Origin of the sequence: Paenibacillus sp. JJ-100 (genome assembly GCF_948329825.1) — a bacterium.
GTDB lineage: Bacteria > Bacillota > Bacilli > Paenibacillales > Paenibacillaceae > Paenibacillus.
The window spans coordinates 1,399,712-1,422,552 of record NZ_CAOJCM010000002.1; the positions used below are offsets into that span (position 1 = coordinate 1,399,712).

General features: G+C 45.2%; 20 protein-coding genes and 4 tRNA genes. 3 read left to right on the plus strand and 21 right to left on the minus strand.

What is annotated here, in order from left to right:
- Positions 1-30: 30 nt before the first annotated feature.
- Complete coding sequence (dtd, locus tag PQG66_RS12980; RefSeq protein ID WP_272038074.1) at positions 31-495, minus strand: D-aminoacyl-tRNA deacylase; 465 nt, start codon at positions 493-495, stop codon at positions 31-33.
- A gap of 12 nt (positions 496-507) precedes the next feature.
- On the minus strand, positions 508-2,685 hold the full coding sequence (locus PQG66_RS12985; RefSeq protein ID WP_272038075.1) for a RelA/SpoT family protein: 2,178 nt from the start codon (positions 2,683-2,685) through the stop codon (positions 508-510).
- 314 nt (positions 2,686-2,999) lie between these two features.
- On the opposite strand from PQG66_RS12985, the gene uraA reads away from it, so the two are divergent.
- Positions 3,000-4,316, plus strand: coding sequence for a uracil permease (gene uraA, locus PQG66_RS12990; RefSeq protein ID WP_272038077.1), 1,317 nt, complete (start codon positions 3,000-3,002; stop codon positions 4,314-4,316).
- 220 nt (positions 4,317-4,536) lie between these two features.
- Here uraA and PQG66_RS12995 read toward each other — a convergent pair whose 3' ends face one another.
- The 6 genes from PQG66_RS12995 to PQG66_RS13020 form a co-directional block, all read right to left on the minus strand.
- The gene (locus PQG66_RS12995; protein WP_272038078.1) at positions 4,537-5,052 is read right to left on the minus strand and encodes an adenine phosphoribosyltransferase; all 516 of its coding nucleotides are present in this window, start codon (positions 5,050-5,052) and stop codon (positions 4,537-4,539) included.
- A 37-nt stretch (positions 5,053-5,089) separates the two neighbouring features.
- Complete coding sequence (gene recJ / locus PQG66_RS13000) at positions 5,090-7,498, minus strand: single-stranded-DNA-specific exonuclease RecJ (protein WP_272038079.1); 2,409 nt, start codon at positions 7,496-7,498, stop codon at positions 5,090-5,092.
- A 40-nt stretch (positions 7,499-7,538) separates the two neighbouring features.
- On the minus strand, positions 7,539-8,498 hold the full coding sequence (locus PQG66_RS13005; protein ID WP_272038080.1) for a cation diffusion facilitator family transporter: 960 nt from the start codon (positions 8,496-8,498) through the stop codon (positions 7,539-7,541).
- Between the two features lie 73 nt (positions 8,499-8,571).
- Positions 8,572-9,480, minus strand: coding sequence for a protein translocase subunit SecF (gene secF / locus PQG66_RS13010; protein WP_272038081.1), 909 nt, complete (start codon positions 9,478-9,480; stop codon positions 8,572-8,574).
- On the minus strand, positions 9,470-10,720 hold the full coding sequence (gene secD / locus PQG66_RS13015) for a protein translocase subunit SecD (protein WP_272038082.1): 1,251 nt from the start codon (positions 10,718-10,720) through the stop codon (positions 9,470-9,472). The genes secF and secD overlap by 11 nt, the downstream gene beginning before the upstream one ends.
- A gap of 91 nt (positions 10,721-10,811) precedes the next feature.
- Positions 10,812-11,051 carry a post-transcriptional regulator gene (locus PQG66_RS13020; RefSeq protein WP_272038166.1) on the minus strand — a complete coding sequence of 80 codons (240 nt, stop codon included), beginning with the start codon at positions 11,049-11,051 and terminating at the stop codon, positions 10,812-10,814.
- 227 nt (positions 11,052-11,278) lie between these two features.
- Here PQG66_RS13020 and spoVB point away from each other — a divergent pair, with 227 nt between their 5' ends.
- A complete protein-coding gene (spoVB, locus tag PQG66_RS13025) occupies positions 11,279-12,904 on the plus strand; it encodes a stage V sporulation protein B (protein ID WP_272038083.1) in 1,626 nt (541 codons plus the stop codon).
- 5 nt (positions 12,905-12,909) lie between these two features.
- On the opposite strand, the gene PQG66_RS13030 is transcribed toward spoVB, so the two are convergent.
- Positions 12,910-13,668 carry a DUF421 domain-containing protein gene (locus tag PQG66_RS13030; RefSeq protein WP_272038084.1) on the minus strand — a complete coding sequence of 253 codons (759 nt, stop codon included), beginning with the start codon at positions 13,666-13,668 and terminating at the stop codon, positions 12,910-12,912.
- 178 nt (positions 13,669-13,846) lie between these two features.
- Here PQG66_RS13030 and PQG66_RS13035 point away from each other — a divergent pair, with 178 nt between their 5' ends.
- Entirely contained in the window at positions 13,847-14,242 is a 396-nt protein-coding gene (locus tag PQG66_RS13035) for a TIGR04086 family membrane protein (protein ID WP_272038085.1), read from the plus strand.
- Positions 14,243-14,330: 88 nt separating this feature from the next.
- On the opposite strand, the gene yajC is transcribed toward PQG66_RS13035, so the two are convergent.
- From yajC to PQG66_RS13095, 12 genes are all read right to left on the minus strand, one after another.
- The gene (gene yajC, locus PQG66_RS13040; protein WP_272038086.1) at positions 14,331-14,642 is read right to left on the minus strand and encodes a preprotein translocase subunit YajC; all 312 of its coding nucleotides are present in this window, start codon (positions 14,640-14,642) and stop codon (positions 14,331-14,333) included.
- Between the two features lie 66 nt (positions 14,643-14,708).
- Entirely contained in the window at positions 14,709-15,845 is a 1,137-nt protein-coding gene (gene tgt / locus PQG66_RS13045) for a tRNA guanosine(34) transglycosylase Tgt (RefSeq protein ID WP_272038087.1), read from the minus strand.
- A gap of 34 nt (positions 15,846-15,879) precedes the next feature.
- Positions 15,880-16,908, minus strand: a complete 1,029-nt coding sequence (gene queA / locus PQG66_RS13050; RefSeq protein ID WP_272038088.1) for a tRNA preQ1(34) S-adenosylmethionine ribosyltransferase-isomerase QueA — start codon at positions 16,906-16,908, stop codon at positions 15,880-15,882.
- Between the two features lie 63 nt (positions 16,909-16,971).
- Complete coding sequence (locus PQG66_RS13055) at positions 16,972-19,053, minus strand: SpoIID/LytB domain-containing protein (RefSeq protein WP_272038089.1); 2,082 nt, start codon at positions 19,051-19,053, stop codon at positions 16,972-16,974.
- 132 nt (positions 19,054-19,185) lie between these two features.
- The gene (gene ruvB, locus PQG66_RS13060; protein WP_272038090.1) at positions 19,186-20,196 is read right to left on the minus strand and encodes a Holliday junction branch migration DNA helicase RuvB; all 1,011 of its coding nucleotides are present in this window, start codon (positions 20,194-20,196) and stop codon (positions 19,186-19,188) included.
- A 59-nt stretch (positions 20,197-20,255) separates the two neighbouring features.
- The gene (ruvA, locus tag PQG66_RS13065; RefSeq protein ID WP_272038091.1) at positions 20,256-20,870 is read right to left on the minus strand and encodes a Holliday junction branch migration protein RuvA; all 615 of its coding nucleotides are present in this window, start codon (positions 20,868-20,870) and stop codon (positions 20,256-20,258) included.
- Positions 20,867-21,370 carry a crossover junction endodeoxyribonuclease RuvC gene (ruvC, locus tag PQG66_RS13070; RefSeq protein WP_272038167.1) on the minus strand — a complete coding sequence of 168 codons (504 nt, stop codon included), beginning with the start codon at positions 21,368-21,370 and terminating at the stop codon, positions 20,867-20,869. The genes ruvA and ruvC overlap by 4 nt, the downstream gene beginning before the upstream one ends.
- Positions 21,371-21,617: 247 nt before the next feature.
- Positions 21,618-22,244, minus strand: coding sequence for a BofC C-terminal domain-containing protein (locus PQG66_RS13075; protein ID WP_272038092.1), 627 nt, complete (start codon positions 22,242-22,244; stop codon positions 21,618-21,620).
- Between the two features lie 261 nt (positions 22,245-22,505).
- Positions 22,506-22,579, minus strand: a tRNA-Pro gene (locus PQG66_RS13080).
- Between the two features lie 7 nt (positions 22,580-22,586).
- Positions 22,587-22,665, minus strand: a tRNA-Leu gene (locus PQG66_RS13085).
- 15 nt (positions 22,666-22,680) lie between these two features.
- Positions 22,681-22,757, minus strand: a tRNA-Arg gene (locus PQG66_RS13090).
- Positions 22,758-22,763: 6 nt separating this feature from the next.
- Positions 22,764-22,838: transfer RNA gene (locus PQG66_RS13095), tRNA-Gly, on the minus strand.
- Positions 22,839-22,841 lie beyond the last annotated feature (3 nt).

Sequence of the window (22,841 nt, forward strand, 5' to 3'; positions counted from 1 at the left end):
ACTTCTCCCTCATTATGGCCCTGTTACGGATCAATTATGCGCTGGTCGATCATGAACCGGACTTTCAACCATCAAAGTGACTGGACCCCAGTTCGTAAATGAAACGTCCATCATTGCTCCGAAACGTCCTGTTTCTACTTGAATTCCCTTATCACGTAGCAGCTGGTTAAAAGTCTCATATAACCGCTCAGCCACATCTGGACGGGCTGCTGCTGCAAAGCTTGGTCGCTTTCCTTTGCGACAATCACCATACAGCGTAAACTGGGACACCGAAAGTACAGCTCCCCCCACATCCAGAAGACTAAGGTTCATCTTCTCCTGTTCATCCTCAAATATGCGAAGACCGCTAATTTTTTCTGCCAGATAGATGGCATCTTTCTCGGTATCCTCATGAGTAATGCCTACAAGTAGCATCAAACCGGATTCAATTCTACCTGTCAATTCATCTCCCACAGTTACCTGAGCCTCTTTACAGCGTTGTACAAGAACTCTCATCCTATAGGCTCCTTACTGCATGATCCGGTGCACTGAATAAACATCCTTCACCCGTTTGATTCGTTCCACGACGGAATGTAGATGGTCTGTATTGCGAATCAGAATGGTGACGTGCACCAATGCCAATTTATTTTTATCCGTTCGTCCAGTGACGGCAGAAATATTGGTTTTACTTTCAGAAACCGCTTGAAGCACTTCATTGAGAAGTCCATTACGATCGTGTCCTGTAATTTCAATATCGACACTGTAACTCGATTCGATATTTTCTTCCCATTCAACCTCAATCACCCGAGCTGCCTCTTCACCGTCCGCACTTGAAGGAATATTCGGACAGTCACTACGGTGCACAGAAACGCCGCGGCCGCGTGTAACATAACCGATGATATCATCTCCAGGCACTGGGTTACAGCACCGTGCGAAACGAACGAGCAGGTTATCAATGCCTTTAACCCGGATGCCGTTGGTAGGTCTATTTCTGCGTTCAGGCGCTGGCTTCAGTTCACGCATCTCGGAATTTAACTCCAGCAAACTTGACTCTTCCTGCTCCTTGCGGAGTTTTTCTGTTACTTTCGTAACAATCTGAGCAGCTGTGATCCCACCAAATCCTACCGCAGCTAACATATCATCGATATCATTAAACGCAAACTTCTTCGCCGCTTCCATCAGCTTGTCATCGGTCATCCACGCAGAAGGATCAAGTCCCATACGTTTCAACTCTCGCTCACAGCTCTCCCGGCCTTTTTCCACGTTTTCTTCACGTCGTTCCTTCTTAAACCATTGTTTAATCTTGGTCCGGGCATGGGATGACTTGGCGATTTTCAGCCAATCCTGACTTGGGCCGTAGGAATGTTTCGAAGTTAAAATTTCAATGATATCGCCTGTTTTGAGATGGTAGTCGAGTGGAACGATTCGGCCATTGACTTTGGCACCGATAGTTCGGTTACCCACCTCGGTATGAATACGGTAAGCAAAGTCTAACGGTACTGATCCGCTAGGAAGTTCAATCACTTCACCTTTTGGGGTAAATACGAATACCAGATCAGAGAAGAAATCCATTTTGAGTGACTCCACGAACTCTGAAGCATCTTGCGCTTCGTTCTGAAGCTCAAGAATTTCCCTGAAGAAGGTGATTTTATCTTCAAACTGAGTACCTGGTGTAGTTCCTTCTTTATAAGCCCAGTGTGCAGCAATACCGAACTCAGCCGTACGGTGCATATCCCAAGTACGAATCTGCACTTCGGTCGGCTCACCATTAGGGCCAACTACGGTTGTATGCAGGGACTGATACATATTCGCCTTTGGCATAGCGATATAGTCCTTGAATCTTCCAGGCATAGGCTTCCATAACGTGTGGATAATGCCGAGCGTAGCGTAACAATCCTTGATATTATCAACAATAATCCGAATCGCAAGCAGATCATAAATCTCGTTGAACTGCTTGTTTTTGGTCGTCATTTTTTTGAACACACTGTAGATATGTTTGGGACGACCAGAGAGGTCAGCCTGAATGCCCATCTCTTCCAGCTTGCTCGTAATGCCATCCATTACCGTGTCGATATATTGCTCACGTTCCGCACGCTTCTTATGCATCAAATTAGCAATACGGTAGTACTGCTGCGGATTCAAATAACGGAGAGCGATGTCCTCCATTTCCCATTTGATTGCAGAAATACCCAGACGGTTTGCAATAGGACAAAAAATCTCCAGCGTCTCATACGAGATCCGGCGCTGGCTTTCTTCCGATTGAAATTTAAGAGTCCGCATATTATGCAGACGGTCAGCCAATTTAATCACGATGACACGGATGTCCTGTGCCATGGCGATGAACATTTTCCGATAGTTCTCGTTCTGCTGTTCTTCCTTCGACCGGAACTGGATCCGTTCCAGCTTCGTCAAGCCGTCAACAAGCATGGCACACGTATTGCCGAAATGAGTGCGGATTTCTTCAAGCGACACCGTAGTGTCCTCGACCACATCATGAAGAAGCGCTGCAATAATGGAGATGGTGTCCATCTGCATATTCACAACAATGTCAGCAACCGCAAGCGGATGCAGAATATACGGTTCTCCCGATTTTCGCGTCTGTCCGTGGTGGGCTTGATCAGCAAATTCATAAGCCTCTCGTATGCGCACCAGATCGGGTTCTTTGATATATGCCCCGGCCTTCTCGAGTAATTGCTCTATGCCCATTCTGATCTGTTCCGTGTCCTTTCTATACCAAATGGAACCCGTGATAGTACATCAACACAGGTTCCCCGTAAAAGTAATTTCCTATAATTATGACGCTTCGCTCGTTTCCCGTCAACTGCTGACGAATAAGAGCATTCATCCAAATTTTTATAACGTACAGTTGTGTAGCATTATTGCCGAAATTTGCAGAAATAGAAGAAAAAATTCGAATAAACACATGATTTACGGTCCAATATGAAAATTTTTATTGCTAATTTGAGAGAAACTCTGTAATCTATTGAAAGTTTGTGTATCGGATAAGGAGATGAGATTCTTTGCAACGTGAAATTCAGGTTAATGACAAGATGCCATTAGGCCCCGGCGCATTATTGAGTCTGCAGCATTTGTTCGCTATGTTTGGTAGTACGGTTTTAGTTCCTAACCTATTTGGGGTAGACCCAAGCATGATCCTGTTAATGAACGGAATTGGTACCCTGCTGTACATTCTGATGTGTAAAGGGAAAATCCCAGCCTATCTTGGCTCAAGCTTTGCTTTTATTGCCCCCGTTATGGTCGTATTAAAAGGTCATCCCGAGAACGGTTACTCCATGGCTCTTGCAGCATTCATCGTAACAGGTATCGTATTCTGTCTCGTTGCTCTTATTATTAAATATGCCGGTACTGACTGGATCAACGTTGTATTCCCTCCAGCGGTTATGGGCGCGATCGTCGCTTTGATCGGTCTGGAACTTATACCTGTTGCCGCTGGGATGGCAGGCCTCATTAATTCAGATCCCGTTACCAACCCGAATTGGGTTCCTCAAGCCAAACCCATTATTTTATCAATGGTCACCCTCGGAGTCACAGTTATCGGTGCGGTAACCTTCCGTGGCTTCCCTAAAATCATACATATCCTGATCGGGATTGTGTCCGGTTATGTACTTGGTTACTTCCTGAAAGAAGTGAACACAGAGAACATCGCTAACGCAGATTTCCTCTCTCTGCCAACTGTAACTACGCCTACTTTTGACTGGTCAGTAATCTTCACGATTGTGCCAGTAGCTCTCGTCGTTATTGTTGAGCATATCGGCCATTTACTTGTTACAAGTAGCATTGTCGGTAAAGATCTGTCCAAAAACCCTGGACTGCATCGTTCTCTGCTCGGTAATGGTGTATCTACAATTTTGTCAGGTTTCGTGGGGTCCACACCAAATACAACCTATGGTGAGAACATCGGTGTCATGGCTCTGACTCGTGTCTACTCCATTTACGTCATTGGCGGTGCAGCTGTCTTTGCTATCCTGCTCTCTTTCTCCGGAACATTCTCAGCGCTTGTTGCAAACATACCTGTACCTGTTATGGGCGGTGTATCCCTGCTTCTGTTCGGAGTTATTGCAGCATCCGGGTTACGTATCCTGGTTGAACAGAAAGTTGATTTCGCTAAACCTACAAATTTGCTTCTGACGACTCTCGTGTTGGTTATTGGACTTAGCGGTACGGAAATTTCCTTCTATGGTGTACATCTGAAAGGCATGGCACTGGCTACGATTGTTGGTATGGTTCTCAGCCTGTTGTTCAAACTGTTTGAGATGTTTGGTTTACTGAACGAAGATAGCAAGAAGCAACCCGTCACAGAGAAAACACCTGACTAAAGAAATGGTTCCATGACGAATTACGTGATTTATGTATGATCATCTACATTAAAGTTGCATATATCCTCTTCAAAAAGTACAACTCAAAAAGCCTGCTTGTCCAACATCAAAATGTTGGATAAGCAGGCTTTTTGCAAATCATTAATGCTGTATATTATTTCCCGGGAAACTAGGGAAGTCAACCTTCATGACTCATTACAACCCTTAAAGGATTCCTTGCTTAGTAGTTCATCAATGTGAATACATTCATGTTCTCAGGCAATTTAGCTCGGCCATTCAGATCTACCAATTCAATCAGGAATGCCGCACCAACCACATTACCACCCAATTGTTCAATCAAATTGATGGAAGTTGCAATCGTTCCACCCGTAGCGAGCAGATCATCCGCAATCAAGACATTTTGTCCTTTTTCAATCGCATCGGTATGCATTGCAAGCGTATCCTTACCATATTCGAGATCATATCCAGCTTCAATTGTTGCTCCAGGCAATTTTCCACTTTTACGAATCGGAGCAAACCCTACGCCAAGAGCGTATGCGAGTGGGGCACCCACAACGAAACCGCGTGCTTCAGGTCCAGCAATGACATCTATTTTGAGTTCCGAAACCATCTGTTTCAGTTCATTGATTGCATTGCGGTACATTTCACCATCTTTCAACAATGTTGTTATGTCCTTGAAGCTGATTCCCGGTTGTGGAAAGTCAGGAATGACACGAATATACTCTTTAAAATCCAAAATAATCTCCTCCTAAAATAAATACCCAAACTTCCATCTAAGATACGCCCTTCATCCGGGATACCATCCATTGTGTCAGCTGAGGTGTGGATGCGTCTAGCATCACCTGTTCTGTCTCGGCCATGTTTTCAAGCGCTTGATAATGACGTGCTGAACTCAAATCACGTTTTGGCGGATTGTCAGTAACCATAATCTTACCGTCCTTCCGAGTAATGAAGGATAGCTCTTCAAAAACATCCAGCATCATCGTGATCATGCGCGTTGAACAACCACACTGGCGACTGAGCACAGGAGTTATCTCTTGTTCCTCCACGGGTTCCGCTTTCCATTTGAGCACCATCACATACATACGCTTAAACAGTTCTCTGGAGGGCATCTGAATTCGGTCTCGACGGTTGCCTGATCCGTGCAGAAGGATGATATTCTCGGCTCCGCTGAATAAAGCCAGCATTGCATCAAGTTGTTCCGGAGTTTCCGGCGTATCAAACACAAATAACGTCCGGACTTGTTCCTGCCCATACTGCTCTGCAGCAGCATTACACGGAAATAACCCGACCTTTCTATCATATACCCAAAGGCACGGTTCATACAATGAATTTCCATCAGAAATATTCGTTTCTTGCCGAACAATAGCCCCAACAGAACCTGCTTTATATCGGAGATGTACATCAAGTACGCTCAGAAAGTGCTTCATTGCATTTAGCGGCTCAGCATGTCCACGCATATCAAACACCTGTGCCCCAGGAACGTGAATGTCTTGAAGCATCATCTGCGGCCTTCTCATACCATTCCATTCATTGATGGATAGTTCCCCCATCACATCGATCACAGAACCTGTGGAGAGGAATTCAGCCAATGCTCCTTTACCAAAAGCTACGGTCTCCAGTTGCTGACCATCCTGTTCAAGAACGAGCTTTAGATGCCGTTTCTCCCGCCCCATGGTCCGGATTTCCTTGACATTTACTTTTTTGAATACAAAACGCGGCGATGGATTGCTCATCCCAAACGGCTGTAATCTTTCAATCTCCTCAATCACCTTGAGAGGAACATCACTGATTCTGCATTCATCATCAGCCAGACGCTGAGGGACAAAGTCTTCTTCTGTTAACACCGTTGCGGCAAATTCATTCAGACCCCTCTCGAGTTCTGCCAATTGTTCACGATGAAGGGTCATTCCTGCAGCAGCAGGGTGTCCACCATAATGCTCCAATCGATGTTTGTTTGCGGTGAGTGCCTCATAAATATCGAGACCTTCAATTGAACGTGCAGACCCCTTGCAGACTCCACTCTCCGGGTCTATTCCCAGAATCAGTGTTGGACGATAATACCGCTCCAGTAATTTAGAAGCCACAATACCCACCACACCAACATTCCAGCCTTCACCCGCGAGTACAATCACATCTGGCACGCTTCCGGAACGCTGCTCAATTTTCTGTTCCAATTGTGCTGTCGCTTCCTGTAGAATACCATCCACGACTTGTTGTCGCTCTCGATTAAGTAAGTCCAGTTGTCCCGCAAGGCTATGGGCCTCATCAAGGTCTTCCGTTGTAAGAAGGGATACCGCTCTGCCTGCATGGTCCAATCGACCGCTAGCATTAATCCGTGGAGCCATGGCAAAAGCAATATTAATGGATGTTACCTGGCTCTGGTCCACACCGCTAATCTCTAACAGCGCACTAACCCCAGGGAGTTTGGAACCTCGCATGGATTCGATTCCGTAACTGACGATCACCCGATTCTCGCCTTCCAGCGGCATCAAATCGGCTACTGTTCCAATAGCCGCAATCTCCATCCATTCACCCGGTACTTCACCAATTAGTGCCTGAGCAACCTTCAAAGCTACACCTGCCCCGGCCAGCCCCTTGAACGGATACGGACAGTTCGGCAGTTTCGGATTAATCAGTGCGTATGCTTCCGGTAAAATCTCAGGGGGTTCGTGGTGATCCGTCACAATGACTTCAATCCCTAGGGTTGCAGCATATGCAATCTGCTCTACAGCACTGATTCCTGTATCTACAGTAATAATTAACGTAACCCCTTGCTGATGAGCCCAGTCCAGAGCATGGTTATGAAGACCGTAACCTTCGTTCGAGCGATGAGGAATGTAGATGTCGTATGAGGCTCCCAAATGACGCATCAGATGGATCATGAGCGATGTACTGGATACTCCATCGGCATCATAATCTCCATAAATTAAAATATGTTCTTCTCGCTCCAAGGCAAGCCTAATTCGAGGGATCGCTTCACTCATCCCCAGTAACAGATACGGATCATGCATCTGATTCAAATCAGGATGCAAAAATCGCTCTGCCTCCTTTTCATTGTGCACACCTCGGCTTACAAGCAAACGTCCAACTAGAGGGGAAACGGAAAGCGCCTGCGAAAGTCCCGCAGCCGCTTCCAGATTAATAGATGGTGTATCCCACCGATATTGCGAATAAAGCAATGATAATGCTCCTTTCCTGATCTACGAGACACGCGCTTCATTACTGAATTAATGTCGCTTCGTGATCGGGCAGTTCATGATTGGATTTATAAGGATATCCAGGATCATATGGTATGGCCTGGATCTGCACTTCTTTTACATGACTGAAACGTGTTAATAATAATGTCTTTGCCCGATTCGCAATTTCTTGTGCCTCCAGAATTGAGATTCTGGGATTTACACTAATAACGAGTTCAATGGTGACGTCATGTTCCTGCTCCCGGGCTACCAAATGCTCAATGGTGATAATACCGTATACGCGCTGTACGGTTTCTTTGTAGTCGGTAGCATCCTCTTGCTCAAGCTCCTGAACAAGTGAACCATATACCGTGTCTACAATCATTCGATATCCTTTATACAAAATGAAACCAGAAGCAATTAAAGCGGCAGTTGGATCAAGATACAGCAAGAGATTCAACCCTGTCTCTTCGCCTGCCATAGCACCGATAATACCGATTAGTACTGTAAGCGAACAGTATAATGCACGTCGATGTTGCAGCGCATATGACATCGCCTGGTACTGATTTCGTTTACGAAAATATCGGTACTGAAATTGAAATATAGCTTCTTTTACAGCTAGAGCTGCAACTGCAACCAACAGCACTGACTTTCCTGGTGCTACTAGTTCACCGCTCGATAAAGTGCTTAATGCGGAGATAGATAGCTGTAGGCCACCCATAAGGATGAGCACCGCTAACAACACCGTCATACCAGGTTTCGCAGCCCGTGCGTGTCCTTTGAAACGATCCTGATCTACCTTACCTTTGGAATGTACAGACCTAGAGGGAAAAAGAGCAACTAGCGAAGAGGCAGATTCTGAAGCGGAATACAAACCATCTGCAAGCAAAGACTTGCTATTCGCCATATAACCTACTCCTGATTTAATGACTGCAAGTGCCATGTTTCCGACGATACCGCTCCATGTAGCCGCTTGTGCGGTCCTGCCAGACTCTCTTGTCATGTTTATTCCCCCTTCATCCTGTACTTAACGCTGTAAAACCGCGCCTGGCAGACGCGGCTTTACATTCCGATGTTTAATTAGAAGTTTTAGCCGCTGTTTTTGGTTTGCTAATTTGTTTAACTTTAAGCACGAACCAAAGTGGAGCAGCAATAAAGATTGAAGAATAAGCGCCGAATACTGTTCCGATCACCATGGCAAGGGAGAACATACGAATGGACTCTCCACCGAAGATGAACAAACAGATGGAAGCGGCAAACACAGTGAACGTTGTATTCAAGGATCGCGTCATCGTTTGAGCCAAGCTGTTGTTCACGATTTCACGCAGATCCGCTTTGGTTGTCTTTTTAGCAAAACGTAGGTTTTCCCGAATCCGGTCAAAGATAACGATGGTATCGTTAATCGAAAAACCGACGATAGTTAATACCGCTGTGATAAAGGTCAAATCCACTTCCAGCCGGAAGATGGAAAACACACTTATAACGACAAATGCATCATGGAAGAGTGCAATGACGGCTGCCAGACCAAAACGCCATTCGAATCGGATGGCTACATAGATCATAATCCCGATACTCGCAATGAGTACCGCATAGATCGCGTTGCGCTCCAGTTCTTTAGCCATCTCTGGATCTACCGTATTGACCTCGTAGGAAGCAGTTGCATCCAGCTTGCTGAACTCTTCTTTGAATTTGCTTTCCTGATTTTCGTTCAACACTTTTGAAAAACGAACGTTAACTCGGTCAGCACCTGTCGTAATCTGGACATCGCCTTCATCCGCGCCCAGCTCTTTAATAATTGGGTTAATTTGTTCCGTTGTAATGGCTTTAGATACCGTTATGTCAACGTTGGAACCAGCACGAAAATCAACCGCATAATTCAAGCCCAAAGCGAGAATGCTTACAATGCCCGTAATCGTAAGAATAATAGAAAAAATATAGGCAATCTTACTGCCTTTCACATAGTCATATTTCCAATTAAAGCGCACGAATTTCACTCTCCTTCACTCCGAAATACTTAGGCTTCTTGATTACGTTACCTCGTACAAGCAAGGTTAACAGGAAGCGGGAGAAGAAAATATTCGTGATGATACTGGTCACAATATCAAAGATCAGTACAAGTGCAAAACCTTTTACCGCACCAGTACCCAGGAAGAACATTACAGACGCTGCAATAATCGTTGTAATATTGGAGTCGATGATGGTTCGGAAGGAATGCTTGCCTCCCGCCTTAACAGATGACAGAATCGATTTGCCACTACGCATTTCTTCTTTAATCCGTTCATACGTAATGATGTTGGCATCAACCGCCATACCTATACCCAGGATGAATGCCGCAATCCCCGGAAGGGTGAGTACGAAACCTCCAAGATAGAAGATGGCGAGTACCAGCCACGTATGTGTGATCAGAGCAAAACTCGCAATAATCCCTGGTATACGATAGAGTCCGATCATGAAGATCAAAATGATGATAGAACCAATGAAACCGGCTTTGATCGTCTGATCGAGAGACAATTTACCAAGAGTTGCCCCTACGCTTTGGGAGTATTTCTCTGTCAGTTTCAACGGTAGTGCACCCAGGTTAATAGTATCACGAAGCTGGTTTGCTTCTTCACGAGTATAGGAACCTGTTATTTGAGCAGATCCGTCGGTCAGCTGTTGCTGCACAGTTGGTGCAGAGAGCAACTGGTCATCCAGATAGATCGCAAGAGGTTTTCCAACCAAACGTTTTGTAATTTCAGAAAACTTAGCTTTGTCTTTTACTTTGATGTCAATCATCGGCTCGTTCAATTGAGTGAAGACAACCTTGGCCGCATTCTCGACAAATTCATTACCGCGAAGCTCAATTTTGGAGAATTCGCCTTCTTTGTCATTCTCCGCTTTACTTCGAAAAGTCAGAACAGCGGGTTCTTTCATTTTGGCTCTAACCTCAGCCTCATCCGTAACCCCTGCCAGTTTCAACCGTATCCGGTTGCTTCCTTCTGTAGTTACTTCAGGCTCACTTGTTCCGAGCGCATTGGCACGGCTTTCGAGGCTTTTGGCTGTCTGCACCAAGGAGGCTTTATTGACTTGTTGCCCTGCATCGAGCGGCTCTGCTTCATATAAGATCTCGTAGCCTCCCTTTAAATCAAGGCCCAAGCGTATATTCTTGAGCAGCCCCGGGCTTGTACCCACCATAACCCCTGTGGTGACAAGCACGACCAGAATGAAACTGATAATTCTTTTCATGCCGTTCCTAGATCCCCTTTCGTTCTCAATATTCCTATTATAGCGATGCCATAAAAAGCAGTCAATTTTCAACAAAAAAGATCCCTTTCTTCTAGAAAGAGGACCCCCGGTATGCAGACACGGTCATAAAGTTCATAAAGCTTGTTGCTTTCAGTGACAATATGTCGTTCACCAGCTGGTGAAGCGGTGGAATGCCCTGTTTTTCATATTTATGACTGACACAATTCCAGACATCTCTGCTGGTGACATATTCGTAACCGACAAGCTTTAATTCCTCCGCCTTGCTTCGACAGAGTATCTCTATTGACTGTTCTAACTCCACATCATTCATTTCTATCAACGGGGAGCCTCCCTTCGTACATCCAACCCTTTATGAAACTTCAATACTACATCATTCGACCTCGCCTGATCATATTCCTTCTTGCTGGATATGGTTCTTTTTGTTAATCCTGTCCAAGTTGTCATGAGACTATGAAAGACTGGCATAGGATGAAGTACAACGGCTTTGTCCCAATGATGAGGATAACCTGTACCTTCAACCGGGAAAGAGGGGTAGTTTTGAAGAAACAGACATTTATTCAAGGGGCCATGATTCTGCTCGCGGCAGGCATCATTAATCGAATTCTCGGCTTCATTCCTCGGATTGCACTGCCGCGCGTCATCGGTGCAGAGGGCGTTGGCATCTATCAGCTAAGCTATCCCTTTTTCATCGTGCTCGTGACGCTGATTACGGGGGGAATCCCTTTAGCTGTAGCCAAACTTGTCGCTGAAGCCGAAACGGGTGCCAATCGGTATTCGCCACAACGTATTTTACAGATCAGCCTCAGCTTCACGCTAACACTTGGCGTCATTTTTATGTTTCTATGCATCCTCTTTGCCCCTTGGATCACCCAGTATGTTCTCACAGATGAGCGGGTATATCACACGTTCGTCAGCATGAGCCCTATGATTGCTATTATTGCAGTTTCAGCGGTATACAGGGGCTATTTCCAAGGAAAGCAAAATATGATGCCTACAGCGATTTCATCCATCACAGAAACGATCTTTCGTATTATTTTTGTGATCTGGTTTGCCTGGTTGCTCTTGCCTAAAGGAATTGAACATGCAGCCGCTGGAGCAATGCTCGGTGCGATGGTAGGAGAACTGGTTGGGATGTTAGTTTTACTGTGGAATTATGCAAGGTTTAGAAAGGAACTACCTCTATCATCTATTACAGAGCAACCTTCCTCCACATCAGGTTCTCAATCAGTGAAAAAAAAGGAGCACTCTGCACATCAAAATTCTTCACAGAGAGGATTAATACGTCGCTTGCTCGCCATATCTATACCTGTCACAGCAGGACGGCTTGTCGGTTCTTTATCCTATCTCGCTGAAACTATTGTCACAGCTCAGAGTCTTGCTATAGCTGGTATTGCTAAAGGACTGGCTACAGCACAATATGGTGCATTACAGGGGATGGTAATCCCGTTGCTCTTGCTTCCTGGCGCACTGACTTCTTCACTTGCGACGTCACTCGTTCCCTCCCTATCCGAAGCGTCTGCCCGAGGTGATCTTGCACTAATTCATAAAAGAATGCATCAGGCACTCAGGCTTGCTCTGGTCACCGGTGCACCATTTTCTGTGTTTATGTATGTGCTTGCCGAACCGATGTGTTTGTTACTGTACGATGATGCATCGATTGGAAGCATGCTGAAGCTGATGGCTCCTTTTGCTTTATTTATCTATATCCAAGCTCCGTTGCAGGCTGCTCTGCAGGCCCTCGATCGCCCGGGTAAAGCTTTATTGAATACGTTTATCGGTGCTGTTATTAAAATCTCACTAATTCTGATGCTAGCTTCGCAGCCCGAGTACGGTATATTTGGTGCCGTCATTGCCATCTGTATGAATTCAATGATTGTGACCTTGCTACACGCACGCAGTGTACGCCAATTGTTAAATTTCCGCTTCAAACTGATGGACTGGGTCAAAACAGGAGCTGGCATGTTCATCATGGGTGCTGCAACCTTGCTGGTTTATGAACAGACGGCTACCGTGCTCCCATTCTGGCTACGTATGATCCTTGCTCCATTGGCAGGTTTACTCGTCTATTTTATTATCATGGGAATCACCAAAATGATCGACTTTCATGATCTTTCCCGTGCTCCCTTCATTGGCTCTTGGTTTAAACGCCGCTCTGATAAATAATTATTTTATTTCTTGTTGTCCTCACGAGGGTTGATATACAGCTTGCCATTGTGATCTATTGAACATATAAACACATCTTTGAAATCCATGATGCCTTGTTGCTGAATTTGGTTTTTTAACCAGAATCGTGTTTTTTCAATCATTTCCAGATTCTCATCTTGTACTTTCCCATCCATGATTAGTGGCACGGGTAAGCCTTCATATTTAATGTTGGGGAACCCCTTTAATTTAATATGACTCTTTTTATCGCTAGATAATTTGCTAGAACCTCCAGAACCTGATCCAGATGAACTGTTCTCTGAACTTTGCTCTTTGGGAAAAACAGTCAGCTTGCCCGTTGTCTCAAGGAGCGCAAAATCAACATCACCTATGCTATCAATATTCTGTTCCCGCAACTGGAGCAACAGATCATCCAGATTATAGCGCTGCTTGCGCATTTCGTCTCGATGAAGCTTGCCTTTAGAGATTAAGACCGTCGGTTTCCCATCAATCATTAAACGCAGTTTTCGGCTCTTGAGACCAAGATAAGCCAAGCCAATTTGCATTACAATGACGGTCAGCATTGGCGCAATACCATGAGATAGCGGTTTTTTAATATCCTCAATGACAAAAGCGCCCATTTCGGCGAGCATAATCGACACAACCAGGTCAAACATAGACAATTTGCCGATCTCACGTTTTCCCATAATGCGGATTGCGCAATAAACCAAAAAGTACATGAGTATGGTTCGGTAGATATGGGGGCCGATATCAGTGAAATTCATAACAGAAACCTCCTTCGAATTTCAGCATATGGGATATCTGAAGTGCAATCCCTATTTTGGCCTGAACCTGACATACTCATGCAGAAATAATCCGTTCATTTAATGGAAATCAGTTCATAAGTCTGAAGGCTTGACCATACACTGTAATAATTTCAAACTTGTACAAGGGGGTTTCTTCATGGAATTAATTCGCCGCTTGTTTTCATTTCGGATGTCCAGTCCGATTCTGTCTGGCCTCTGTCATGCTTTTGTCTGGATGTTTATTGGAGCATTAATTCTCTCTCTATTCCTGTGGATGAGCGGCATGCGTGAACAGGATCTGTCCACCTATACCTATGTGGTTCATGGTTGTTCACTGGTCATCGGTGGTTTTGTTGCGGGTAAACGGTCTGGAGAAAAAGGATGGTATTACGGTGGCCTAACAGGGATCATTTACGGGCTTCTTGTGCTTCTCATTGGATTTTTGGCATTAGATGCCTCTTTTAACTGGAAAGACAGCATACAGCTACTCAGTGCATTTCTGATTTCGACTCTTGGCGGCATCTTTGGTGTCAATACACGGCGCTCTTCATAATTATTCCCGAAAAAAAGAGAACCGGATCTATTGTAGATCCGATTCTCCGTTGGGAATGTACTCAAGGCATATTCCCGTCATGAACCCATTATTCAGCCGTTTCACGACTTACAGCGCTGCTAATCGCATTACGATCAAATGTAAGCTTGGTAACATCGTTTACACGCAATACCACTACATCATCTGTAATTTCAGCAATCGTACCGTGAAGACCACCAATCGTCACAATCTTATCGCCTTTTTTCAACTGGCTTAACATGGCGTTACGTTGTTTTTGCTTCTTGTTCTGTGGACGAATCATCAAGAAGTAAAAAATGGCTACCATCAGTACCAAAGGCACGATCAATGATAAAATTCCACCACTCGGATTCGCCGCTTGAGCAGTCATTGCTTGAAACATCAAAACTCCCCCTTATCGACTATACATACAGATATTGCTTGTTACATCGGCTTCCCAGAAAGTTTATCAGAAGCCTTTGTCATTTTCATGCAGACCATATTGATCGAAAAATTCATCCCGGAAATCAAGCAAACGATCTTCCATTATGGCTTTGCGCACATTGCGCATCAAGTTCTGTAGGAAATGAAGGTTGTGGATCGTTGTAAGACGCAAGCCAAACGTTTCATCTGCTTTGATCAGATGGCGCAAGTAAGCTCTGGAATAGTTCCGGCAAGTATAGCAATCACATTCAGGGTCTAGCGGCCCAAAATCCGTTGCAAACTTGGCGTTGCGAACGACCAGACGTCCTTGACTTGTCATCGTTGTTCCGTTACGGGCAATCCGAGTCGGTAGCACACAGTCAAACATGTCCACTCCTCGAATCGATCCCTCAATCAATGCATCGGGTGAACCTACCCCCATTAAATAACGTGGTTTATTGGAAGGCAACAAAGGTACCGTATAATCCAATACACCATACATCAAATGTTTCGGCTCTCCAACACTCAGTCCACCAATAGCATACCCCGGGAAATCCATGGAAGTCAAATCAGCCGCACTTTGACGGCGAAGATCCTCATGCATGCCTCCCTGGACGATAGCAAACAGACCTTGATCATGCGGACGAGCATGGCTTTCAAGACAACGCTCAGCCCAGCGAGTTGTTCTTTCTAGCGATTTTTTAACGTATTCATATTCAGCTGGATATGGAGGGCATTCATCAAACGCCATCATAATATCTGATCCCAGCGCATTTTGAATTTCCATCGCCACTTCCGGGGATAGGAACTTCTTGTCTCCATTTAGATGAGAGCGAAAGTATACGCCCTCTTCTGTAATTTTCCGCATTTCACTAAGAGAAAATACCTGAAACCCGCCGCTGTCAGTCAAAATCGGACGATCCCAATTCATGAATTTGTGTAACCCGCCAGCTTGACGAATGATTTCATGACCCGGTCTCAGGAACAAATGATAGGTATTGCTCAGAATAATCTGAGCATCCATTTCTTTTAGCTCTTCCGGACTCATCGTTTTTACTGTTGCCTGTGTACCTACTGGCATAAAGGTAGGTGTCTCAATGACCCCATGAGGGGTATGTACACGTCCCAGACGCGCCCCGGATTGTTTACACGTTTTGATATGTTCGTACGTAATTGCTGCCATTGGTTATAATCATCCTCTAAAAGTTAATCGTTTATTAATAGATCAGCATTGCATCACCAAAGCTGAAGAAACGGTATCTCTCCCGAATCGCTTCGGTATAGGCATGCATAATATGATCTCTTCCCGCAAGTGCACTAACCAGCATCACGAGGGTAGATTTCGGTAGGTGGAAATTCGTTAACATCCCATCTATAACTTTGAAAGAGTATCCCGGATAAATGAAAATACTTGTCCAGCCGCTGCTCTCTCGCAGCACACCATCTTCAAACTTGCTTCCCACCGTCTCCAGCGTTCGACAACTGGTTGTACCCACCGCAAAAACTTTATTACCACGTTCTTTGGTCTGATTGATCAGATCCGCGGTTTCCTGTGATAGTGAATAGTACTCTTCATGCATGACATGATCTTCGACCACATCGACAGACATCGGTCGGAAGGTTCCCAGCCCAACATGTAGTGTGATAAATCCAATATTCACACCTTTGGCACGAATCTGATCCAGCAACTCATCGGTAAAATGTAAGCCTGCTGTCGGTGCTGCCGCAGAGCCTTCATGTTTCGCGTAAACCGTTTGATAACGTTCACGATCGTCCAGTGTCTCTTTAATATAAGGAGGCAACGGCATTTCACCCAGTCGGTCCAAAATTTCTTGGAATATACCGTTATACTCGAACGTTAACGTTCTTGCCCCCATCTCGCCTACTTCATTAATGACAGCCTTTAATTCATCACTGAACACAATGACAGAACCAGCTCTCAATTTCTTACCAGGCTTGACTAACGCTTCCCATTGGTCACCTTCCACATTTTTAAGAAGAAGCACCTCAGCCTTGGCGCCAGTATCCTCTTTAGTACCGAATAAGCGGGCAGGCAAGACACGTGTATCATTCAGAATCAGTGTGTCCCCTGGCTCCAGAACATCGATTATATGAGGAAAATGATGGTGCGCAATCTCACCTGTCTCTTTGTTCAGAGTGAGCAAACGAGAAGCTGTTCGATCCAGCAGTGGGGTCTGTGCAATTAATTCCTCGGGTAATTCAAAATCATATAAGTCCACATTCATGTTTTACTCATTCCCTTAACACATTCGTATTCTTTTCATTCACTTGAAGAGCATCATATTGTTTTATTCTTTGACAATCGTCGCGTTTTGATAATAGTGTTTCAATATTGCTTGGTAATCATACCCTTCATCAGCCATACCCTTTGCTCCCCATTGAGACAAGCCAAGTCCATGTCCATTTCCTTGACCCAGGAACATAAAATTTTGGCCCTGCGTTACAGCTCTTGCTTGCCGATCTCCGCTCATTACAACGAGTGCGTTGCTAGACGAAGTGCTCTGGCCAGAAGCTGATAATACAGATGCACCTTGGGATCCGGTTTTGCTTACTTTCTTCCCGTCAGCGCCTAATACAGTATAACTTCCGGTTCCAGCAATATCAAATAAAGTGCTGGGTAATCCACCTAATGCAGAACGGTATGTATCCCCGTATTTAACCGTCAATGGCTGCCCGTTAGCTGTCACTTCAAGCGCTCGACCTGAAGGCCCCCGTTTGGTTACTTCAAGCGTTGAGATCGACGAAGGGACGGCACTAGTCGTTTTGCCTTGCAGTGTCTTGACCAGTTGGGCTGATGTAAACGGCCCTCTCACCCATGCGTAATCATTGGACTGAGCCACTTTTGCCATTACAACAACCTCAGTTCCAGGATTGATTTTAGCAACAGGTTCAACATTGGATTGAATGAGTGGTATAGGTCTTACATTTGTATTTTGAGCAGTTACCGTTGCTTTGGAGAGACCCGCAGCCGTCTTCGTTGTTAGTTCTTTTACATTGTCTTCACGAATATATCCACTCACACCTGAACTCATCAGAACATGATACCACGTATGAAGTCCGGCCTGTGCAGACATATCACCACGGCTGTCTACATTGGTAAATATGCCCGCACCGCCATTCCACACTTCCGAAGGATGAGCGGTTTGGCCACCCGCATTGGAAGAGAACACCGCTTCTATAATTTTGCCGTTGCTTTTGATAACTTCCCCTGCAGTTGCATCCACTGCACTCGATACTTTATCGTTCTCAGAACTTATTCCGTTATATGCTTGGCTCAATGTCGTATCCACAACATTAGCGATCTTGAAACGTTCGCCCTGCTGAAGGGCATAGGACCGTGCAGCTACAGCCTGTACTTTAAGTGCTTCAGCTGGCCAGGAAGAATACACTTCTGCACCAACAACTGAGTACAAATACTGTTCCAGCGGCACAACGTTGACCAGAGCTAAGTCCCCATTTACAATGCTGACTTCCATATCCCCCCGATATGTCCGTTGAGAGCGTTCCACAACTTTGATCCCATTGCTGCTTCCATGTATCATCACTTTGGCGTCTTTGCCAGCAATCATATAATGTGGAGCCGTTTTAGGAGTATCCATACTTAACCCTGCATCTTCACGTATAATCAGGCCAGCACTGTCACCTACTGGTGAGAGACTTATGCCAGTTACCTTCTCTTCAATAAGTTGCTTTAACGTGGATGACTCAGCCGCAGTTGCTGCTTCACCTACCCATACTGTATAACCCTGACCACTTCCATTCAGTTGCAGTACTGGATAAGCTGTGAATCCTGCAGTCAGCAAATTTGCCTGTGCTGCTTCTGCTTCTTGAAGAGATCCGTAAGTTCCCGTCGCTAGACGTTCACTACCTACTACAGCAGGCACTTGCCCCGCCAATTGAGCTGCAGCTGTTTTTTGAACTCTTGTTACAGCTTGTCCGGCTAGCGCTGCCGTTCCATAGTTGCCTGTATACAGCTGATAAAGCGTTTTGCCATTAAACGAGACTGTATATAGCAATGGTTTATCAGCAGTAGCCTGGAGCAATTTAGCAGCTGCTGCTGCTGTTTTAAAATCGGCAGTCTCCAATACCTTTACGCGGAATCCATCTGCACTAAAACGGGCTTGTCCCGATGGAAGAGCTACATCCGTACCTCCAACCTCAAGACCCCACGATCCTGCTGATTCAAGTGTGATGAGTGGTGTAGTCGATTTATAAGTGCTCCCCAAATTCGCAAACATGGCTACCCGGATCAATGGTCCATTTTCATTAGCCGCATAAGCAGGTACTTGCAAGCACCCCACTGTCAACAGAGCAGCCGCTAGTACCTTCAATCGACGACTCCATTTCTTCGTACGTATTGCTTTTCCCACGTTCAGGCTCCTCTCCCTACATGTCTTTCATGTATATCGGTCAAATTCTCTAGTCACTTCATGTTGAAAAGAACAGCTCTTTCAGAGCTGACTCTATATTTATTGAATTGTATTTATTGAATCTGTGAAGCACTACTTGCCATCTCTTGGCGGTACAGGCAAACCAAGATGATGATAGGCCAGATCTGTTACGACACGTCCCCTTGGCGTCCGCTGAATCATGCCAATTTGTAACAAATAAGGTTCGTACACGTCCTCAATTGTCTGAGGTTCCTCGCCTATGGTAGCTGCAATGGTATCTAACCCAACAGGTCCTCCTCGGAAGCTCTGGATCATGGACTTGAGCATCTTGTGATCGATTTCGTCCAATCCTCTTGGATCAATCTGGAGACGTTGCAACGCCTCTTCCGCCAACGTTTGCGTGATAATGCCATCACCGCGCACCTGTGCAAAATCACGTACCCGTTTCAACAAACGATTGGCAATCCGCGGTGTCCCACGTGAACGCAGCGCAATCTCTTCAGCAGCGTCACCTACAATCTCTACACCCAGAATTTCCGTGGAACGTGAAACGATGTAAGCTAGTTCATCAACAGTATAGAACTCCAGGCGACTGATAACCCCGAAACGGTCACGAAGCGGAGCAGACAAAAGGCCGGCACGTGTCGTAGCTCCTATTAATGTAAACGGCGGCAAATCCAAACGGACGGAACGTGCACTAGGCCCCTTGCCGATCATAATATCCAAAGCAGAGTCCTCCATAGCCGGATACATCACTTCTTCAACGGTACGATGAAGTCGGTGTATCTCGTCAATGAATAACACATCCCCCTCTTGCAGATTTGTCAGCAGAGCGGCAAGATCTCCTGGGCGTTCGATTGCAGGACCTGAAGTGGTCCTGAGGTTAACACCGAGTTCATTTGCGATAATGTTAGCAAGTGTCGTTTTCCCAAGTCCTGGCGGGCCATACAACAGCACATGATCCAATGCTTCATTTCTTAGCTTGGCAGCTTCAATATATATTTTAAGATTTTCCTTCACCTGATTTTGCCCGATGTATTCATTTAAATAACGGGGACGAAGGCTTAGCTCAACATTCTGGTCCTCCATCATCAGGTTAGCGGATATAATCCGTTCATCCATGTTCATCCCACCCTTTTTTTGCAGCCTGCAACTCTAGTATACTATGAAAAATCATTCCGTTATCCTGTAAATAACATCTGCAGCGCCCGTTTCATCAGCACATCAACAGAATCCGCCGAAGTTACATCTTTCTTTAGTTTCAGCCATACTTTATCCAGTTCACTATCCGTATATCCGAGTGCCTTCAGACCTTCACGAGCCTCATCCCATGCCGATCCACTTCCAACCTCTTCCGATGGCGGGGCGAACAGTCCTGTTTCATACGCTGCGGTACCGAATCCATCCAGTTTATCCTTCAGATCCAGTATCATGCGTTGGGCTGTTTTCTTCCCAATACCCGGTAGTTTCGTAAGGAACGTTAAGTTCTCCTGATATATGGCCGTAACTACATGTTCCGGTGTGCCTCCTGTAAGAATTCCTAGTGCAACCTTCGGACCAATACCGGACACTTCGATTAGTTTACGGAACAAACGCTGCTCCTCTCGCGTCACAAATCCAAACAACAACATCGCATCCTCACGCACATGGTGGTGAGTGTACACTGTAATTTCGCCTTCTTGTTTGGCAAACGCATACGGGTTCGGACAGAACACACGATAACCAACGCCATGAACATCCAGCACAATATAATCACTTTCAACATGTATGAACTGTCCTCTTAGAAAATCAATCATTTTCGCAATACCTCATTCAATTTAGAATTTAATGTGTAAGAATGCGCATGACAAACCGCAACAGCTAGTGCATCTGCAACGTCATCCGGTTTGGGCACAACCTGCAGGCGGAGGAACATTTTGACCATCTCCTGCACTTGCTTTTTCTCTGCCTTGCCATATCCTACAATGGCTTGTTTGATCTGCATAGGCGTATATTCAGCAATCGGCAGACCTTTCTGAGCGGCTGCAAGGATCATAACACCCCGAGCCTGGCTCACAGACATCGCTGTTGTTACATTTCGATTAAAAAAGAGCTTCTCCAGCGCTACTGCATCGGGTTTATACTTCTCGATCAGTTGCACCATGCCCTCATATACGTGAAGAAGTCTCTCCTCATCAGGAGTATGAGCTTCTGTCTGAATACATCCATATTGTACGGGTACAACCTTACTCCCGATTTTATCCACAAAACCAAACCCCACAATGGCAATCCCCGGATCAATTCCCAAAAAACGCAAAACCATCTCTCCCTTATAAAAGCGAACATATGTATCGTTCATTTCATTATAACAAAAGATACGCTACACGGTGGGAAAAACTTTAGTTATGTTAATTCTCATGCGGTATTTTGTGTCCCTTTTCACAGATGTCGATTCTCTCCATGTAGCTGGCCATTTAGAACGACAAAAAAGGACATCTCCTTTGATGTCCCTTCTTTAAATCCTTTACCATAAAAATACAGACTCATAGATTCATGCTCGTAAGTTATCCGCCATTTCGAAGCAATCGATGTGTTTCATCCACCGCAAAGTCACTGAACGTTGAGATCACACTATCATACTCATCTTTGTCCTGAATACGAATACCTTCCTGCAGTTGCTGTAACACCCCTTCAGGCAATGAGCTCTCCAATGTGTTTACATCCAGTTGAAAAAATGTGCGTATAACGTTTTCTTCAGCAGGTTTACCTTCATACAGATTTAGATTACCAATAGCATCAATACTGATATATGCTTGTTGTTTGCAGATTGGCGAAAGATCGTCTACGTTTTGATTTAAATGTAACGTATCCGATGTAATAACGTTTGCCTTCCATTCTGGATGCTGTGTAAGTAATGTTTTTATTTGAGAGATATCCATTTTCCCTAGTTGTTCAGTCTCTACACCACAAATATATTTAGTTTGCAACACAACACGTATTAGTTGGTCTCTATCCGTTTCAAGCTGATCTACAAGTGCCTGAATGTCTTCTTCAGTTCGTGTGTCCTGTTTAACCATCCCCATAACGCTTACGGCTTCACTAAAGTTGGTTGTTAACAACCGCTCAACCGCTTCAGATATAGATAAACCACGATAAGCCAATATCGTAACTATTACAATAGCAGCAGTCATCCAACATGTCCGTTTCCATCGTCGCCATCGTTTCTTTAAATGCCTTCTGAAGTTGAACCTGTTCACATAAACCCCTTCAATCACTTTTTTAAAACTATTGTGACCTAATGGTTGAACCTTTATGCAAACCCAGTTTGATTGAAAAATTGATGAGTCTCATTGATGAGTAGTTACCAGCTCTTCAACGGTCTATGTGCATGGAGATGACGATCTGAAAACCATAAGAGCACTATCTATTTTAGATAGTGCTCTCTTTCATAATCGGGATGACACGATTTGAACATGCGACCCCCTGGTCCCAAACCAGGTGCTCTACCAAGCTGAGCTACATCCCGTTATATATACCGGCGAGAGGACTCGAACCTCCACGGTTTCCCACTCGATTTTGAGTCGAGCGCGTCTGCCATTCCGCCACGCCGGCAAACTATGAAAATAATGGCGCGCCCTGAGAGATTCGAACTCCCGGCCTTTTGATTCGTAGTCAAACGCTCTATCCAGCTGAGCTAAGGGCGCAAATATTGGAGCGGAAGACGGGAATCGAACCCGCGACCCTCGCCTTGGCAAGGCGATGCTCTACCGCTGAGCCACTTCCGCAAA

Bases quoted from the DNA above. Each gene is read 5' to 3' on its own strand.
- PQG66_RS13030 (WP_272038084.1), bottom strand. From the start codon at position 13,668: ATGAATTTCACTGATATCGGCCCCCATATCTACCGAACCATACTCATG.
- yajC (WP_272038086.1), bottom strand. From the start codon at position 14,642: ATGTTTCAAGCAATGACTGCTCAAGCGGCGAATCCGAGTGGTGGAATT.
- queA (WP_272038088.1), bottom strand. From the start codon at position 16,908: ATGAATGTGGACTTATATGATTTTGAATTACCCGAGGAATTAATTGCA.
- ruvA (WP_272038091.1), bottom strand. From the start codon at position 20,870: ATGATTGATTTTCTAAGAGGACAGTTCATACATGTTGAAAGTGATTAT.
- secD (WP_272038082.1), bottom strand. From the start codon at position 10,720: ATGAAAAGAATTATCAGTTTCATTCTGGTCGTGCTTGTCACCACAGGG.
- dtd (WP_272038074.1), bottom strand. From the start codon at position 495: ATGAGAGTTCTTGTACAACGCTGTAAAGAGGCTCAGGTAACTGTGGGA.
- ruvB (WP_272038090.1), bottom strand. From the start codon at position 20,196: ATGGATGAACGGATTATATCCGCTAACCTGATGATGGAGGACCAGAAT.
- PQG66_RS13005 (WP_272038080.1), bottom strand. From the start codon at position 8,498: ATGACAAGAGAGTCTGGCAGGACCGCACAAGCGGCTACATGGAGCGGT.
- PQG66_RS13075 (WP_272038092.1), bottom strand. From the start codon at position 22,244: ATGACTGCTGCTATTGTAATAGTTACGATATTGGCTTATCGTGGTTTA.
- PQG66_RS12985 (WP_272038075.1), bottom strand. From the start codon at position 2,685: ATGGGCATAGAGCAATTACTCGAGAAGGCCGGGGCATATATCAAAGAA.
- tgt (WP_272038087.1), bottom strand. From the start codon at position 15,845: ATGGCAGCAATTACGTACGAACATATCAAAACGTGTAAACAATCCGGG.
- PQG66_RS13020 (WP_272038166.1), bottom strand. From the start codon at position 11,051: ATGAATGATGTGGAGTTAGAACAGTCAATAGAGATACTCTGTCGAAGC.
- PQG66_RS13035 (WP_272038085.1), top strand. From the start codon at position 13,847: ATGGAATTAATTCGCCGCTTGTTTTCATTTCGGATGTCCAGTCCGATT.